This is a genomic window from Kocuria sp. LHG3120 (assembly GCF_049897445.1).
Classification (GTDB): domain Bacteria; phylum Actinomycetota; class Actinomycetes; order Actinomycetales; family Micrococcaceae; genus Kocuria; species Kocuria rosea.
This window is the reverse complement of sequence record NZ_JAFCWG010000005.1, coordinates 72,018-87,355: the sequence shown is the minus strand read 5'-3', so window position 1 is coordinate 87,355 and position 15,338 is coordinate 72,018. Positions and strand designations below refer to the sequence as shown.

Sequence of the window (15,338 nt, the reverse complement as noted above, 5' to 3'; positions counted from 1 at the left end):
GCCCGTATGCTGACAGTGGATTGTCACGACCCGAGGAGGGATGGATTCATGAGCTTCAAGAAGACCAAGAGCGAGAAGAAGGCCGTCGCGGCGCAGAAGGCCGCGGAGAGCAAGGTCCTGGACGCCGGCAAGTGGGCGTCCAAGGAGATCGGCGACCTCGCGCCCCGGCTCCAGCACAGCGTCGAGGCGGGCGCCGCGGCCCTCGCCGGTGGCGTCGCGACCGCCGGCCCCAAGGTCCAGGAGGGTCTGGGCCGCGCCCACGACCTCTCCGGCTCCGCCAAGCTGAAGGCCGCCGCGGTGACCGCCCCGGTCGCGGCCAAGGCCGCGAAGACCGCCGGCCCCGTGGCCGCGAAGGCCGCGGACCGGGCCTCCGAGAGCCGCGCCGCGATGCAGGCGAAGTACGCCGGTGCCGCCGCCCTGCTCGCGGGCAAGTTCGCCGACGCGGACACCCCCGAGCAGCTCGAGGCGATCGTCGCGAAGCTGACCGGTGACAAGAAGGCCGTGGCCAACGCGAAGAAGGCCGCCTCGAAGGTCGCCAAGGACTACGCCAGGCAGCAGAAGAAGGCCGAGAAGTCCCACAAGGGTCTCCTGCTGCTGGGCCTGCTCGTGGCCGGCGGTGCGGCCGGCGTGGCCGCCTGGAAGGCCTCGCGCCCGGTCGAGGACCCCTGGAAGACCCCGGCGGCCACGTCCCCGCGCGTGACCGCCTCCCCGGTGGCCCAGCAGTCCACCGTGGCCGCCGGCACCGGTGTGCAGGTCGACGACGTCAAGGACGCGACCACCCCGGCCGGTCAGTCCGGTGGTGTCTCGGAGGCCGCCGCCGAGGTCAAGGACAGCGCCAAGACCGTCGGCGAGGACGCCAAGACCACGATCCACGAGGTCAAGGAGCAGATCCAGGGCAAGAAGGACGAGAACGAGGCCTGACCCCCGCCCGTTCGGGCAGAGGCCCCCGCTCCCGGCAGGGAGCGGGGGCCTCTGCCGTTGCGGCGGCGCGCGGTGATGCGCCCGGGGATGCGGCCGGGAACGAGAAGATCCCGACCGAGCGTCTGCTCGATCGGGATCCGATGTGGTGGAGACGAGGGGACTCGAACCCCTAACCCTCTGCTTGCAAAGCAGATGCGCTACCAATTGCGCCACGTCCCCGCGGTGTACCGGGCTACTCCACCTCGTCGGTGGCGTCCGCCCAGGCATTCCTGTCGGCGTCGGCCTCCCGCAGCTTGGTGAGCACCGCGACCGACGCGCCGACCAGGGCGAGAGCCGCAGCCATCTTCCTGTTCACGCCTGCCTCCTGAGCTGCGGAAAAGGGAAACCGTGGGCGTACCAGGAATTGAACCTGGGACCTCTTCGTTATCAGCGAAGCGCTCTAACCGTCTGAGCTATACGCCCTCTCACGGCCCTTGCGGACCGAGAAGAAACGATACCGGAGTTGCCGACCCGTGCCAAATCGCCCCGGCCGGGCCGGACTCCCCGGAACCGCGCCGGATCAGTCGTCCGTGAGGGTGAGCCCGATCCCGCCCACGAGGGCCGCCGCGATGTTGTACAGCAGGGCGGCGAGCACCGACAGGGCGGTCAGCAGGATGACGTTGACCACGGACACGATGGTCGCGAAGATCGCGATCTGCCCCAAGGACAGGAAGTCCTTGATGTTCAGGGCCCCGCCCGCGCCGCCCAGCATCCCGAGCAGCTCGTTGATCCCGTCGAACAGGCCCGTGAGGTCCAGGACGATCCACAGCACGACCGCGGCGACCACGGTGATGATCCCCAGCGCGACCGACAGCAGGAACGCGAGCTTGAGCACCGACCAGGTGTCCACCTTCGAGACCACGAGCCGCGCCCGGCGCACCCGCGGCCGCGGGGCCGGGCGGACCAGGCCCTTCGTCGAGCTCGCGGGCCGGGCGCTCTTCGCCGGGCCGGAGCCGGACCGGGTGGCGCTCGGCTTCGCGGGACCCGAGCCCGACTTCGCCGGCTTCGGCGCGGTCCGGGCGCTCGTCGAGGGCCTCGCCGTCCCGGACGGCGACCCGTTCCCGGGGCGGGGTGCGGACGCCAGCGGGGAGCGTCCGGACCGGCCGGCGGTGTTGGAGCCGGAACTCGAGCTCATGCGTTACCTCCGTTGTTGTTCGGGTCCAACGCTACTTCATCGTCCGTCGTGTCCCCGGAACCGGGGACCGGACCGAGCTCGTCGGCCTCTCCGTCTGCCTCGCCCGTGTCCAGGACGTCGGCCGTCTCCATCGTCTCGTCGAGCTGGACGTCGACCTCGGCCACGGCCTCGGCGTCGACCTCCTCGGCGATCTCCCGGTCGGCGTTGCGGGCCACCCCGGTGATCGTGTCGCCCTGGGCGGGCTTCGCGAAGATCACGCCCATCGTGTCGCGGCCCTTGGCCGGGACCTCGGAGGCGCCGGTGCGCACGACCTTGCCGGACTCCATGACCACGAGGACCTCGTCCTCCTCGCCCACGATGATCCCGCCGACCAGCCGGCCGCGCTGCTCCGCGAGCTTGGCCACCTTGATGCCGATGCCGCCGCGGCCCTGCACCCGGTACTCCTCCACCTTGGTGCGCTTGGCGTAGCCGCCCTCGGTGACCACGAAGACGTAGGCGTCGTCGGTGACCACGTTGGCGGAGAGCAGCTCGTCGCCGTCCCGGAACTTCATGCCGGTGACCCCGGAGGTCGCCCGCCCCATGGGCCGCAGCACCTCGTCGCTCGCGGTGAAGCGCAGGGACATCCCGTTGCGGGAGACCAGGAGCAGGTCGTCCTGCGCGGACGCCAGCTGGGCCGAGACGAGCTCGTCGTCGTCGCGCAGGTTGATCGCGATCACCCCGGCCGTGCGGTTGGTGTCGTAGTCCATCAGCCGGGACTTCTTGATCAGGCCCCTGCGGGTGGCGAGCACCAGGTACGGGGCGTCGCTGTACGAGCGCAGCTCCATGACCTGGGCGATCCGCTCCCCCGGCTGGAAGGCCATCAGGTTCGCCACGTGCTGGCCCTTGGAGTCCCGGCCCGCCTCCAGCAGCTCGTACGCCTTGGTGCGGTAGACCCGGCCCAGGTTCGTGAAGAACAGGATCCAGTTGTGGGTGGTGGTGACGAAGAAGTGCTCCACGACGTCGTCCCCGCGCAGCTGCGCGCCCTTCACGCCCTTGCCGCCGCGCCGCTGGGAGCGGTACTGGTCGGAGCGCGTGCGCTTGACGTATCCGCCGCGGGTGATGGTCACGACCATCTCCTCCTCGGGGATCAGGTCCTCCATCGACATGTCGCCGTCGTAGCCGTACATGATCTCGGAGCGGCGGTCGTCGCCGTAGCGGCCCACGATCTCGTCGAGCTCCGAGGAGATGATGCCGCGCTGGCGCTCCTCCGAGGCGATGATCTCGGTGTACTCGGCGATGAGCCGCTCGAGCTCCGCGTGCCGGTCCTGGATCTTCTGCCGCTCGAGGGCCGCGAGCCGGCGCAGCTGCATGTTGAGGATGGCCTGCGCCTGGTCCTCGTCGATCTGCAGCAGCTCCATGAGCCCGCTGCGGGCGTCGTCGGCCGTCGGGGAGCGGCGGATGAGCGCGATGACCTCGTCGAGGGCGTCGAGCGCCTTGAGCAGACCCCGCAGGATGTGGGCCTCCGCCTCGGCCTGCCGCAGGCGGTACTCGGTGCGGCGGACGATGACGTCCATCTGGTGGGTGACCCAGTGCCGGATGAACGCGTCGAGGCTCAGTGTGCGGGGCACCCCGTCCACGAGCGCGAGCATGTTGGCGGAGAAGTTGTCCTGCAGCTGCGTGTGCTTGTAGAGGTTGTTGAGCACCACCTTGGCCACCGCGTCGCGCTTGAGCACGATCACCAGCCGCTGCCCGGTGCGCCCGGAGGTCTCGTCCCGGATGTCGGCGATGCCGGTGATGCGGCCGTCCTTGACGAGGTCCGCGATCTTCATCGCGAGGTTGTCCGGGTTCGCCTGGTAGGGCAGCTCGGTGACCACCAGGCAGGTGCGGTTGTGGATCTCCTCGACGCTGACCACGGCGCGCATGGAGATCGAGCCGCGGCCGGTGCGGTAGGCGTCCTCGATGCCCTTGTGCCCGAGGATCTGCGCGCCGGTCGGGAAGTCCGGGCCCTTGATCCGCTGCAGCAGCTCCTCGAGCAGCGTCTCGTTGGAGACGTCCGGGTGCTGGAGGTACCACTGCACGCCGTCCGCGACCTCGCGCAGGTTGTGCGGCGGGATGTTGGTGGCCATGCCCACGGCGATGCCGGACGAGCCGTTGACCAGCAGGTTGGGGAACCGGGACGGCAGCACCGACGGCTCCTGGTTCTTGCCGTCGTAGTTGTCCTGGAAGTCGACGGTCTCCTCGTGGATGTCCCGGACCATCTCCATGGCGATGGGCGCCATCTTGGTCTCGGTGTACCGCGGGGCGGCCGCGCCGTCGTTGCCCGGGGAGCCGAAGTTGCCCTGCCCCAGGGCGAGCGGATAGCGCATCACCCAGCCCTGGATCAGCCGCACGAGGGCGTCGTAGATCGCGGAGTCGCCGTGCGGGTGGTACTGGCCCATGACCTCGCCCACCACGCGGGCGCACTTGTTGAAGGAGCGGTCGGGGCGGTAGCCGCCGTCGTACATCGCGTACAGCACGCGCCGGTGCACCGGCTTGAGCCCGTCCCGGACGTCCGGCAGGGCGCGGCCCACGATGACGGCCATCGCGTAGTCGAGGTAGGACCGCTGCATCTCGGTCTGCAGGTCCACCTGCTCCACGCGGTCGGTCAGCACGGGGGTGTGCTCGAGGTCGCCGGCGAGGCCGGCGTCCTCCGGGGTCGGTCCGTCCTGGGTCTCGTCACTCATGCGGTCTTTCCGTTCTGTCTGCTCGTCCTCGTGGTCCTGCGCAGGTCCCGCCCCCGGTCATTGCATGCCGAGCGGGACATATGTCGCGGATCAGATGTCGAGGAACCGGATGTCCTTGGCGTTCTGCTGGATGAACTCGCGGCGGGACTCGACGTCCTCGCCCATGAGCACGGAGAAGATCTGGTCGGCGGCGGCCGCGTCCTCCATGGTCACCTGCAGCAGGGTGCGGTGGTCGGGGTCCATCGTGGTGTCCCACAGCTCGGTGTAGTCCATCTCGCCGAGGCCCTTGTAGCGCTGGATGCCGTTGTCCTTGGGGATGCGCTGGTTGTTGGCGAGCCCGCGCGCCAGCGCCTCGTCCCGCTCGGCGTCCGTGTAGACGTAGTCGTGCGGGGCGTTGGACCACTTGATCCGGTACAGCGGCGGCTGGGCCAGGTAGACGAAGCCGTGCTCGATCAGCGGGCGCATGAACCGGAACAGCAGCGTCAGCAGCAGCGTGGTGATGTGCTGGCCGTCCACGTCGGCGTCGGCCATCAGCACGATCTTGTGGTACCGCGCCTTCTCGATGTCGAAGTCGTCGCCGATGCCCGCGCCGAACGCGGTGATCATCGACTGCACCTCGGTGTTGGACAGCGCCCGGTCCAGCCGCGCGCGCTCCACGTTGAGGATCTTGCCGCGCAGCGGCAGGATCGCCTGGTGCGCGGGGTCCCGGCCCTGCACCGCCGAGCCGCCCGCGGAGTCACCCTCCACGATGTAGATCTCGGACAGGGAGGGGTCCTTGGAGGAGCAGTCCTTGAGCTTGCCGGGCATCCCGCCCGACTCGAGCAGGCCCTTGCGCCGGGTGGTCTCGCGCGCCTTGCGGGCCGCGAGCCGCGCCTGCGAGGCGTTGATCGCCTTGCGGATGATCTCCCGTGCCGCGGCCGGGTTGCGCTCGAGCCAGTCGCCGAACCGGTTGTTCACCTCGCGCTGGACGAAGGTCTTCGCCTCGGAGTTGCCGAGCTTCGTCTTGGTCTGGCCCTCGAACTGGGGCTCGGCGAGCTTGATCGAGATGACGGCCGTGAGGCCCTCGCGGACGTCGTCGCCGGTGAGGTTCTCGTCCTTGTCCCGGAGCAGCTTGTTCTCCCGGGCGTAGCGGTTCACGAGGGACGTCATCGCCGAGCGGAAGCCCTCCTCGTGGGTGCCGCCCTCGTGGGTGTTGATCGTGTTCGCGTACGTGTGCACGGACTCGGTGTAGGCCGTGGTCCACTGCATGGCGAGCTCGAGGGACATCTTGCGCTCCGTGTCCTCGGACTCGAGCGCGATGACGTCGTCGTGGACGAGGTCGGCCTTCTTGGACGTGTTCAGGAACGTCACGTAGTCCAGCAGGCCGTGGTCGTACTTGTAGACGACCCGGCGGTGGCCGGCGCCGTCCTCGTCCTCGTGGTTGAGCCGGGCGACGTCGGTGCCGCCGTCGCGGCCCTCGACCGGCTCGGCGTCCGCGTGGACGGCGGTGCGGTCCGAGGCGGAGCCGGCGATCTCCTCGCCGGACTCCTCCGGCGCCCGCTCGTCCGTGAGGGTGATCCGCAGGCCCTTGTTGAGGAACGCCATCTGCTGGAAGCGGGCCCGCAGCGTCTCGAAGTCGAAGTCGACGGTCTCGAAGATGTCGGGGTCCGGGTAGAAGACCTGGGTGGTGCCGGTCTCCGAGGTCTCCTCCCCCCGGACCAGCTCGCCCTGGGGCATGCCGCCGTCGGCGAAGACCATCCGCCAGACGTGGCCCTGGCGCCGCACCTCGGTCTCGACGCGCCGGGACAGCGCGTTGACCACGGAGATGCCAACGCCGTGCAGCCCGCCCGAGACGGCGTAGCCGCCGCCGCCGAACTTGCCGCCCGCGTGCAGGATCGTCATGACGACCTCGACCGTGGGCCGGCCCTCGGTCGGGTGGATGTCCACGGGGATGCCGCGGCCGTTGTCCACGACCTTGACGCCGCCGTCGGCCTGCAGGGTGATCTCGATGTGGTCGCAGTAGCCCGCCAGGGCCTCGTCGACCGAGTTGTCGACCACCTCGTACACGAGGTGGTGCAGCCCCCGCGGGCCGGTCGAGCCGATGTACATGCCGGGTCGCTTCCGGACGGCCTCGAGACCTTCCAGGACGGTGATGTCACCGGCACCGTACTCGCGCTTCTGCGGATCCTCTGTTGCCACGGGTTCCTGGCTCCTCCTGTTGGGCACACCGGTCCCGCTCCGGACGGCACAAGAGAACGCCGATGAGACGTTCGGGCGGCTCATCGGCTCGTGCGGGGTCGGAACGGGTCGACGACTCCGGGTGCCCGCGCCGCGGGCGATGTGGTCGCGATCGGCCGTGGGGGCCCGGTCCGTCGATTGCTGTCTGGAACCGATTCTATCGGAAAACCGTGGGCTCGGGGTGCTCACAGGTCCCTCTGAGCGGCCGGGAAAGGGCCTCAGGACCACTTTTCCTCCGCTCCGCCACCCCCAGGACGCCACCGGGGGGCCGCAGCGCGCCACGAGGCCGCTCAGCGGTCCGGACCACCGGCCTCAGCCGTAGGTGTCGCGGGGCCCCCGGCCCCGCACGGAGCGGCGGCCGCGCTTCCAGCTCGGGGCCGTGGGACCGAGGATCTCGATCCGGGTGACGATGCCCTCCCCCAGGTGCTCGTCGAACATGCGCAGCAGCTGCGGGACCATGAGGCGCAGGTTCGCGGCGTAGGCGGTGGAGTCGCACCGGACCCGCACCACGGTCTCGTCGAAGCTCTCCGGCCGGCAGTGCCCGGCGATGCCCGGGCCCACGAGGTCGTCCCAGCGGGCCAGCACCGAGCCCACGGCGACCGGCGCCTTCCAGCCGCGCCCGGACACGAGCCCGTCCAGCACCGTGCCGACCCCCCGGGGGTCGCGGGCGGAGCGGCCCGCCCCGGAGTACCCGCCGAGCGCCCGCGGGTCGACGTCGTTGCCGCGGCGGCCCAGGCGCTCGGCGGCCGACGCGGTGGCCGCCTCCATGGCGGCGCCGAAGCCCTTGAGGTTGCGCCGGGCGGCCGCGCCGTAGAGCCGCCCGTCCCCGCGCGCCTCCGCCGCGTGGCGCATCCGGGTGAGCAGCGCCGCCGGTGCGTCGATCTCGTCCTCGATCCGCACGACGTTCGCCTCGGGGACAGGGGGCTCCTGGGGCTCCCCGGCGGGGAGCGGGTCGTCCTCGCGCCGCGGCCCGGTCACGACGACGACGCCTCCTCCGGCTCCGGACCGGTCCCGGCGGGCGCCTGCTCGTCGTCCCGGACGGCGGTGCCGGGACCCACCCGCACCACATCGTGCGGACCGGCCACGAGCTCGGCCGGGAGGTCCTCCTCGACCGCGGCGGTCACGAGCACCTGCTCGGCGGAGGCCACGATCGCGGCGAGACGGCTGCGGCGGCGGGCGTCGAGCTCCGCGAACACGTCGTCCAGGACGAGGATCGGCGCGGCGCCCTCCGTGGGGTCGTCCGCCAGGTGGACGTACCAGGAGCCGAGGCGGAGCGCGAGGGCGTAGGACCAGGTCTCGCCGTGGGAGGCGTAGCCCCGGGCCGGCGCCGTCCCGAGCAGCAGCTCGAGCTCGTCGCGGTGCGGGCCCACGAGGGTCAGTCCCCGCTCGAGCTCCCGCTGCTCCGAGGCCTCGCACGCGTCGAGGATCAGCTGGTGCAGGTCCGCGGGCGTGAACCCGCGCAGCCGCTCGGCGTCCCCGGCCGCGCTCTCGGGCAGCACCGAGGACACGTAGCGCAGGGTCGTCTCCTTGGTCCCGTCCGTGAGCTGGCCGTAGGCGGTCGCCACCTGGGGCGCCAGGGCGTCGATGAGCTGCAGGCGCGCGTGCAGGATGCCGGCCCCGGCGCGGGCGAACTGGTCGTTCCACGCCCCCAGGGTCGACCGGTGGGTGTCCGTGAACCGGCCGCTCCGGCGGGCCGACTTCAGCAGCGCGTTGCGCTGCCGGAGCACCTTCTCGTAGTCGGCCAGGGTGCCCGCGAGGACGGGGCGCATGGACTTCGCGAGGTCGTCGAGGAAGCGCCGCCGGTGGGAGGGGTCCCCCTTCACCAGCGCCAGGTCCTCCGGCGAGAACAGGACGGTCCGCACGATGCCGAGTGCGTCCCGGGCCCGCACCGGGGAGGCCCGGTTGATGCGCACCCGGTTGGCGCGGCCGTCGTTGAGCTCGAGCTCCAGGACGGTCTGCTGCCCGCCCCGCCGCACCCGGACGCGGACGATCGCGCGGTCGGCGCCGAAGCGGATCAGCGGGCCGTCGGAGGACACCCGGTGCGAGGACAGGCCCGCCGTGTAGTCGAGGGCCTCGACGATGTTCGTCTTGCCCACGCCGTTCGGCCCGAGGAACACGGTGGTCCCGGGAGCGAGACGTATGTCCAGATGGGCATACGTCCGGTAGTCGAGCAGGGAGAGGTGGTCGACGAACACGCCGGGATCAGCAGCTTCCGGTTCCGGGCCGGCCGGTCACTGGCTGGGGAGCCGCACCGGCATCAGCAGGTACTTGTAGTCGTCCTTGTCCTCGCCCTCGGGCTCGGCCTGGGCGGAGAGCACGGCCGGCTTGGGCGGGGCGGTGAAGGAGAACCGGACGTAGTCGGAGGCGAAGGCGTGCAGGCCCTCGGAGAGGTACGTCGGGTTGAAGGCCACCGTGATGTCGTCGCCGGTGAGGTGCGCGTCGAGGACCTCGGAGGCCTGGGCGTCCTCGCCGGTCCCGGCGTCCAGGGCCACCTGCCCCTGGGTGAAGGCCAGGCGCACGGGGGTGTTGCGCTCGGCCACGAGCGAGACGCGCCGGACGGCCTCGACGAGCTCGGTGGTCCGCACCGCCGCGGTGATCGGCGTGTGCTCCGGGAACAGCGACCGGATCTTGGGGTACTCGCCGTCGATGAGCAGGCTCGTGGTGCGGCGGCCGCCGGACTCGAAGCCGACGAGCTCTGCGGAGTCGGACAGGGCGATGTTGATGTCACCGGCCGGGCCGAGGGTCTTGGCGATGTCGTTGAGGGTGCGCGCCTTGATCAGCGCGGCCGTGGAGATGTCCTGGGTGCTGGGCCGCCAGGTGAGCTCGCGCATCGCGAGCCGGTAGCGGTCCGTGGCGAGCAGCGTCATCTTCTCGCCCTCGATCTCCACGCGGACGCCGGTGAGGATGGGCAGGGTGTCGTCCTTGCTCGCGGCGATGTTCACCTGCGCCACGGCGTGGGCGAACTCGTCGCCGGCCACCACGCCGGAGACGTCCGGCAGCGCGGGCAGCTCCGGGTAGTCGCCGACCGGCATGGCCGCGAGGTTGAAGCGCGAGGAGCGGCAGGTCAGGGTGACCTTCCCCTCGTCGGCGTGCACCTCGACCGGGGCGGAGGGCAGGGAGCGGCAGATGTCCGCGAGCAGACGGCCGGAGACGAGGGTGGTGCCCTCCTCCTGGACGTCGGCGCTGATCGACAGCCGCGCGGAGATCTCGTAGTCGAAGCTCGCGATGGACAGCTGACCGCCCTCCGCACGGATGAGCAGACCGGACAGCACGGGGACCGGGGGCCGAGGAGAGAGGGACCGAGCGGTCCAGGTGACGGCCTCGGCGAGAACATCGCGTTCGACGGAGAACTTCACGAGAGGTTGCTGCCTTTCAGTCTGAGCAAGGACGGCGGAGCCACGGTCCCGGACAGGGTCCGGTGCGGGCCGCGCCGCGGGGTGCAGCGGTGCGAACAGGGTCTTCGCCCTCTGCATCGTATCGGTCCGTTTCACAGGACGGCCATTCGGCCGCTCCGTGGCGGCGTCCGGGTGATCCCGGGCCCGGGAGGTCCCGGACGGGGTCGGCGTTCCAGGATTCTTGTTGTTTGGCCAGATGTCTCTTTAAGGATGGGAGTGTTAATAACCGCTGTGGAATCTGTGGATAACTGCCCCTCGGCCAGCACCCGGGCGGTGGCGGCCTGTTGAGTTCCTGTGGTTCGGGGTCCACCGGAACGCGTGCTGCCGGTGGACGTGATCCGCGTGGTTCCGCGGGTTCCACAGCCCTCCACCGAGTTGTACCGAGGTTCTCCACCGGTCGGACGGAGAATTCCACAATTTTATCCACAGGTGTGGGTTCTGTCCTGTGCACAGGCGCTCCACAAGCGCCGACATCCTGTGCAGGAGGGTGCCCCCGGGCCCGGGATCCCGCGGGCGGAGCCTGTGGACGAACTACACGAAAAGGCCCCGGCGGTGCTCCGCCGGGGCCTTCGAGGAGGGGTGGGGCCGGGCTCAGCCCTCGCGCTGCTGCTGCTTGATCCGGTTGGTGAGCTCCGTGACCTGGTTGAAGATCTGCCGGCGCTCGGCCATCAGCGTGCGGATCTTGCGGTCGGCGTGCATCACCGTGGTGTGGTCGCGGCCGCCGAGCTCCTGGCCGATCTTCGGCAGGGACATGTCGGTGAGCTCGCGCAGCAGGTACATCGCGATCTGCCGGGCGGTGACCAGGGTGCGCGTGCGGGACTTGCTCTTGAGCTCCTCGAGGCTGATGTCGAAGTACACCGCGGTCTGGGCCAGGATCGAGGCCGCGGTGATCTCCTGCGCGCCGTCGTCGGTGATGAGGTCCTTGAGCACCAGCTCGGCCAGGGGCAGGTCCACCGACTGCTTGTTCAGGGAGGCGAACGCGGTGACCCGGATCAGGGCGCCCTCGAGCTCGCGGATGTTGGTGGAGATGTGGGAGGCGATGTACTCCAGCACGTCGTCGGGGGCGTCCATGCCCTCGCTCGTGGCCTTCTTGCGCAGGATCGCGATGCGCGTCTCCAGCTCCGGCGGCTGCACGTCGGTGATCAGGCCCCACTCGAAGCGGGACCGCATCCGCTCGGCGAAGCCGGTGAGCTGCTTGGGCGGCATGTCGGAGGTGATCACGATCTGCTTCTCGTGGTTGTGCAGCGCGTTGAAGGTGTGGAAGAACTCCTCCTGCGTGTGCTCCTTGCCCGCCAGGAACTGGATGTCGTCGATCAGCAGCATGTCCACGTTGCGGTAGATCTCCTTGAAGGAGGAGCCCTCGTCGTCGCGGATGGAGTTGATGAAGTCGTTGGTGAACTCCTCCGAGTTCACGTAGCGCACCCGCACCTGGGGGTAGAGACGCTTGGCGTAGTGGCCGATCGCGTGCAGCAGGTGCGTCTTGCCCAGCCCGGACTCCCCGTAGATGAACAGGGGGTTGTAGGCCTTGGCCGGGGTCTCGGCCACCGCGAAGGCCGCGGCGTGGGCGAACCGGTTGGACTGGCCGATCACGAAGGAGTCGAAGACGTACTTGGGGTTCAGCCGCGCGGAGCTGTCCCACTCCCCCACCACGGCGGGAGCGGTGCCGGTGTCCTGGACGGGGCGGCGGGGCGGGGCGGCCTGCGGGTCCCGCGGCGGCGGCAGGGTCCGGTCGGCCCCGCCCATCTCGGAGCGGTGTGCCGGCTCCGGGGGCGGCGCCATGAGCCCGGCGGGCTGCCGGTCGAGGCCGGCCGTCCGCCGGTCGACCTCCACCGCGTCGGCGGTGTCGGCGTGGTCGACCCGTGCGGGCAGGTCGGTGCGGTTGCGCTCCGCCTCGAGCTCGCTGATCGGGGGCAGGGCCGCGGTGGGCGTCGAGGCGCCCGCCTCCGGTGCGGGAGCGGTCTCGAGGTCGGCGTCCACCACGAACGCCACGAGCGTCTCGGGGCTGAAGGCCCGGCCCACGGAGGACCGGAGCACGGACGCCATCTGGTTCTGGAAGAACTCGCGGGTGAGCTCGTTCGGGACCGCGACGAGCAGCGTGGTGCCGATGAGGCCCTGGGGCTGGGCCAGGGAGATGAACCCCCGGTAGCGCCCCGTGGTCATCGGGTCCTCGTACATGTACTGCACGCATTCGGCCCACTGCGCGCTGAGCGCCTGATTGTCCTGCGTGCCCACGCGTACTCCTGCTGTCGTCGAGATGTCATCGAGCTGTCGTCGGGATGACGAGGCGGTGGACGAGTCGTCCCGGCCCCTCGCCGGGGATCTTGTCCACAGCGTTGTTCACAACGGTGGAAAAGCTGTCGGGGGCCAGCCGCGAGTGCCAGCCTAGAACATGCGCCGAACGTGTTCATAGCCGTTTTCCGGGGGCTCCGGGAACTACAGACGTGTAGTTCGACCCCCGATCCGCGTGGTTCCGCGGCTCCGGCCGGGCAGGTTTTCCACAGGATGTGATGAAGATCCGTGCACAGCTGTGGGTAGGATGTGAACTGCACAGCGGCACCGGGTCTCCCGGTGCCCGGTCCAGCACTCGACCACCGTTCGATCCGGTTCCGCCCCGGCCGCCCCGCTCCTGCGCCGGCGGCACCGGGGCCCTCGGCCACCCGTCGCTGATTTGACCACCCCCTGCCCGTTGTCTAGGGTGAAGTAGTCTTTTGTGTCCACTGTCATGCCCATCCGCATGCTCGGACGCATCCACCAGCACCGCTGTGACCGTCCCTCTCCTCCGCGCCGAACCCGGTGCGGTGAGCCCGAGGACGGGCGCACACCCTGACGCCTTTGGAGTAACCAGTGAGCAAGCGGACTTTTCAGCCGAATAACCGCCGTCGCGCCAAGAAGCACGGCTTCCGTGCCCGGATGCGCACCCGCGCCGGCCGCGCCATCCTCGCCGCCCGCCGCAGCAAGGGCCGCACCGAGCTCTCCGCCTGAGCCGGTCCGTGTCGGCGCCGGCGCTTCCGAGGACCGCCCCGCGACGGGCGCTCCTCGTCGTGCCGGAGCCGCCCGAGCCGCCGACCGTGCAGGAGCGGGACCGTGCTGCCTGAACAGCACCGGATCCGGACCTCGGCCCAGTTCTCGGCCACCACGCGTTCCGGCGCCCGCAACGGGCGCCGGAACGTCGTCGTCTATGTGCGTCCCACCGGCGAGGAGCACCCGGCCCGGTTCGGCTTCGTCGTCTCGAAGGCCGTGGGCAACGCCGTGCGCCGCAACAAGGTGAAGCGACGCCTCCGGGAACTCGCCCAGACCACGGTCAGGCAGGCCCCGTACGGTTACGACGTCGTGGTGCGCGCGCTGCCGCCCGCCTCCCGCGCGGACTGGACGGAGCTGGCCGCCGACTACGCGAAGGCGTGGCGGACGGCGTCCGCGCGGGCCGGGGCTCCCGGGACCGCCGGGACGACGACCACCGCAGCAGACCGACGACCCGCACGGGAGGAGCCGGAGTCATGAGCGAGCACGCTCACGCGCCCGAGGACCTCCTCGCGGCGGCCCCCCACGAGTTCGTCCGCCCGGCGTCCGCGTGGCAGGTCCTGTGGTTCCTGCCCCAGAACGCGCTCATCGCGGGTCTCAAGCTCTACCGGACCATCGTCTCCCCCCTGTACGGGGACGTCTGCCGGTACTTCCCCTCCTGCTCGGCCTACGCCCTCGAGTCCGTCACGGTGCACGGCGCCGTGCGCGGCCTGGGCCTCAGCGTCCGCAGGCTCCTCCGCTGCCACCCCTGGGCGGCGGGTGGGATCGACAGGGTCCCGGACGGGGGCCGGGTCTTCCCCGACTTCGCGTCCCTTCCCCGGATCGTCCTGCTGAACCATCCCACCCTTGCTGAGCGCCACCAGCACCACCCCGCCGGGGCCACCGGTCCCGCGGCCCAAGGAGAGCCTTCCCCATGAACCTGTTCGAAATGATCCTCTTCCCCTTCAGGTGGGTCGTCTCCGCCGTGCTGTGGGTGTTCCACGAGATGCTGACGGCCCTCGGGATGGACCCCGCCGCGGGCATCACCTGGGTGCTGTGCATCGTAGGCCTGACCCTGGTCATGCGCACGCTGACCATCCCGCTGTTCCTCAAGCAGATCAAGTCCATGCGCGGCATGCAGGAGCTGCAGCCGGAGATGGCCAAGCTCCAGGCCAAGTACAAGGGCAAGAAGGACCAGCTGTCCCGGCAGGCCATGGCCCAGGAGCAGATGGAGCTGTACAAGAGCCACGGCTCCAACCCGTTCTCCGCCTGCCTGCCCATCCTGGTGCAGATGCCCATCTTCTTCGGGCTGTTCCAGGTCCTCAACGGCGTGCCCGGGTCCGCGGCCGCCGGCGAGGGCGTGCACGTCCTGAACGCGGCCACCGTGCAGTCCTTCAACGAGGCCACGTTCTTCGGCGCCCCGCTGTTCTCCACGCTGCTCAACCCCGGCGACGGCAACCACGTGGCCACGATCCTCCTGGCGATCGTGATGATCGTCGCGATGTCCGCCTCGCAGTTCTTCACCCAGAAGCAGCTGACGGCCAAGAACATGAGCGAGGCCGCGAAGGCCTCCCCGATGTACCGCCAGCAGCAGATGATGCTGTACCTGTTCCCCCTGGTCTTCGCGATCGGCGGCATCAACTTCCCCATCGGCGTCCTCATCTACTGGACCGTCTCCAACGTCTGGTCCATGGGCCAGCAGTGGTGGGTCATCCGCAACAACCCGACCCCGGGCTCGCAGGCCGAGCAGGAGCTCAACGAGCGCCGCGCCGCCAAGGGGCTCCCCCCGGTCGGCAAGACCGTGGAGGAGCACGAGGCCGACATCGAGGAGCAGCGTGCCCGCGCCGCCGCCGGGCAGCGTCAGCAGCCGGTCGGCAAGAAGCGCCAGAGGCAGCAGGCGAAGCGGAAACAGGCGCGATGACCGCGGCCGGC

Annotated in this window: 13 protein-coding genes and 2 tRNA genes; 5 read left to right on the top strand and 10 right to left on the bottom strand. The window is 70.4% G+C overall.

Features of this window, described 5'->3' with window-relative positions; genetic code table 11:
• Positions 1 to 48: 48 nt before the first annotated feature.
• Positions 49 to 921: a hypothetical protein gene (locus tag ACP7CD_RS11245; RefSeq protein WP_126349597.1), complete on the top strand. Its 873-nt coding sequence runs from the start codon at positions 49 to 51 to the stop codon at positions 919 to 921.
• Positions 922 to 1,064: 143 nt separating this feature from the next.
• Here ACP7CD_RS11245 and ACP7CD_RS11240 read toward each other — a convergent pair.
• The 10 genes from ACP7CD_RS11240 to dnaA all read right to left on the bottom strand — a co-directional run bounded on the left by ACP7CD_RS11240 (position 1,065) and on the right by dnaA (position 12,584).
• A tRNA-Ala gene (locus ACP7CD_RS11240) sits at positions 1,065 to 1,140 on the bottom strand.
• A gap of 13 nt (positions 1,141 to 1,153) precedes the next feature.
• A complete protein-coding gene (locus ACP7CD_RS11235; RefSeq protein ID WP_255219369.1) occupies positions 1,154 to 1,276 on the bottom strand; it encodes a hypothetical protein in 123 nt (40 codons plus the stop codon).
• A gap of 33 nt (positions 1,277 to 1,309) precedes the next feature.
• A tRNA-Ile gene (locus ACP7CD_RS11230) sits at positions 1,310 to 1,383 on the bottom strand.
• 97 nt (positions 1,384 to 1,480) lie between these two features.
• On the bottom strand, positions 1,481 to 2,095 hold the full coding sequence (locus ACP7CD_RS11225) for a DUF3566 domain-containing protein (RefSeq protein ID WP_136341121.1): 615 nt from the start codon (positions 2,093 to 2,095) through the stop codon (positions 1,481 to 1,483).
• A complete protein-coding gene (gyrA, locus tag ACP7CD_RS11220; protein ID WP_017835077.1) occupies positions 2,092 to 4,797 on the bottom strand; it encodes a DNA gyrase subunit A in 2,706 nt (901 codons plus the stop codon). Before gyrA ends, ACP7CD_RS11225 begins: the two co-directional genes overlap by 4 nt.
• A gap of 90 nt (positions 4,798 to 4,887) precedes the next feature.
• Positions 4,888 to 6,975, bottom strand: a complete 2,088-nt coding sequence (gyrB, locus tag ACP7CD_RS11215; protein WP_017835076.1) for a DNA topoisomerase (ATP-hydrolyzing) subunit B — start codon at positions 6,973 to 6,975, stop codon at positions 4,888 to 4,890.
• Between the two features lie 351 nt (positions 6,976 to 7,326).
• Positions 7,327 to 7,992, bottom strand: a complete 666-nt coding sequence (locus ACP7CD_RS11210; protein ID WP_426120217.1) for a DUF721 domain-containing protein — start codon at positions 7,990 to 7,992, stop codon at positions 7,327 to 7,329.
• Entirely contained in the window at positions 7,989 to 9,209 is a 1,221-nt protein-coding gene (recF, locus tag ACP7CD_RS11205; RefSeq protein WP_426120216.1) for a DNA replication/repair protein RecF, read from the bottom strand. Before recF ends, ACP7CD_RS11210 begins: the two co-directional genes overlap by 4 nt.
• Before the next feature lie 36 nt (positions 9,210 to 9,245).
• On the bottom strand, positions 9,246 to 10,370 hold the full coding sequence (gene dnaN / locus ACP7CD_RS11200) for a DNA polymerase III subunit beta (RefSeq protein WP_035924354.1): 1,125 nt from the start codon (positions 10,368 to 10,370) through the stop codon (positions 9,246 to 9,248).
• Positions 10,371 to 11,000: 630 nt separating this feature from the next.
• Positions 11,001 to 12,584 (bottom strand): chromosomal replication initiator protein DnaA, encoded by a 1,584-nt coding sequence (gene dnaA, locus ACP7CD_RS11195; protein ID WP_051063853.1) that lies wholly within the window; start codon positions 12,582 to 12,584, stop codon positions 11,001 to 11,003.
• 669 nt (positions 12,585 to 13,253) lie between these two features.
• On the opposite strand from dnaA, the gene rpmH reads away from it, so the two are divergent.
• From rpmH to yidC, 4 genes are all read left to right on the top strand, one after another.
• Positions 13,254 to 13,391, top strand: a complete 138-nt coding sequence (rpmH, locus tag ACP7CD_RS11190; protein ID WP_019181680.1) for a 50S ribosomal protein L34 — start codon at positions 13,254 to 13,256, stop codon at positions 13,389 to 13,391.
• A gap of 102 nt (positions 13,392 to 13,493) precedes the next feature.
• Positions 13,494 to 13,907, top strand: coding sequence for a ribonuclease P protein component (gene rnpA / locus ACP7CD_RS11185; RefSeq protein ID WP_095650041.1), 414 nt, complete (start codon positions 13,494 to 13,496; stop codon positions 13,905 to 13,907).
• The gene (yidD, locus tag ACP7CD_RS11180; RefSeq protein WP_035924359.1) at positions 13,904 to 14,344 is read left to right on the top strand and encodes a membrane protein insertion efficiency factor YidD; all 441 of its coding nucleotides are present in this window, start codon (positions 13,904 to 13,906) and stop codon (positions 14,342 to 14,344) included. The genes rnpA and yidD overlap by 4 nt, the downstream gene beginning before the upstream one ends.
• Positions 14,341 to 15,327, top strand: coding sequence for a membrane protein insertase YidC (gene yidC / locus ACP7CD_RS11175; protein ID WP_035924361.1), 987 nt, complete (start codon positions 14,341 to 14,343; stop codon positions 15,325 to 15,327). Before yidD ends, yidC begins: the two co-directional genes overlap by 4 nt.
• The last annotated feature ends 11 nt before the right edge of the window (positions 15,328 to 15,338 follow it).

Coding starts and splice junctions, on each gene's coding strand:
- ACP7CD_RS11245 (WP_126349597.1), top strand. CDS start 49: ATGAGCTTCAAGAAGACCAAGAGCGAGAAGAAGGCCGTCGCGGCGCAG.
- ACP7CD_RS11225 (WP_136341121.1), bottom strand. CDS start 2,095: ATGAGCTCGAGTTCCGGCTCCAACACCGCCGGCCGGTCCGGACGCTCC.
- gyrA (WP_017835077.1), bottom strand. CDS start 4,797: ATGAGTGACGAGACCCAGGACGGACCGACCCCGGAGGACGCCGGCCTC.
- dnaA (WP_051063853.1), bottom strand. CDS start 12,584: ATGTACGAGGACCCGATGACCACGGGGCGCTACCGGGGGTTCATCTCC.
- yidD (WP_035924359.1), top strand. CDS start 13,904: ATGAGCGAGCACGCTCACGCGCCCGAGGACCTCCTCGCGGCGGCCCCC.
- yidC (WP_035924361.1), top strand. CDS start 14,341: ATGAACCTGTTCGAAATGATCCTCTTCCCCTTCAGGTGGGTCGTCTCC.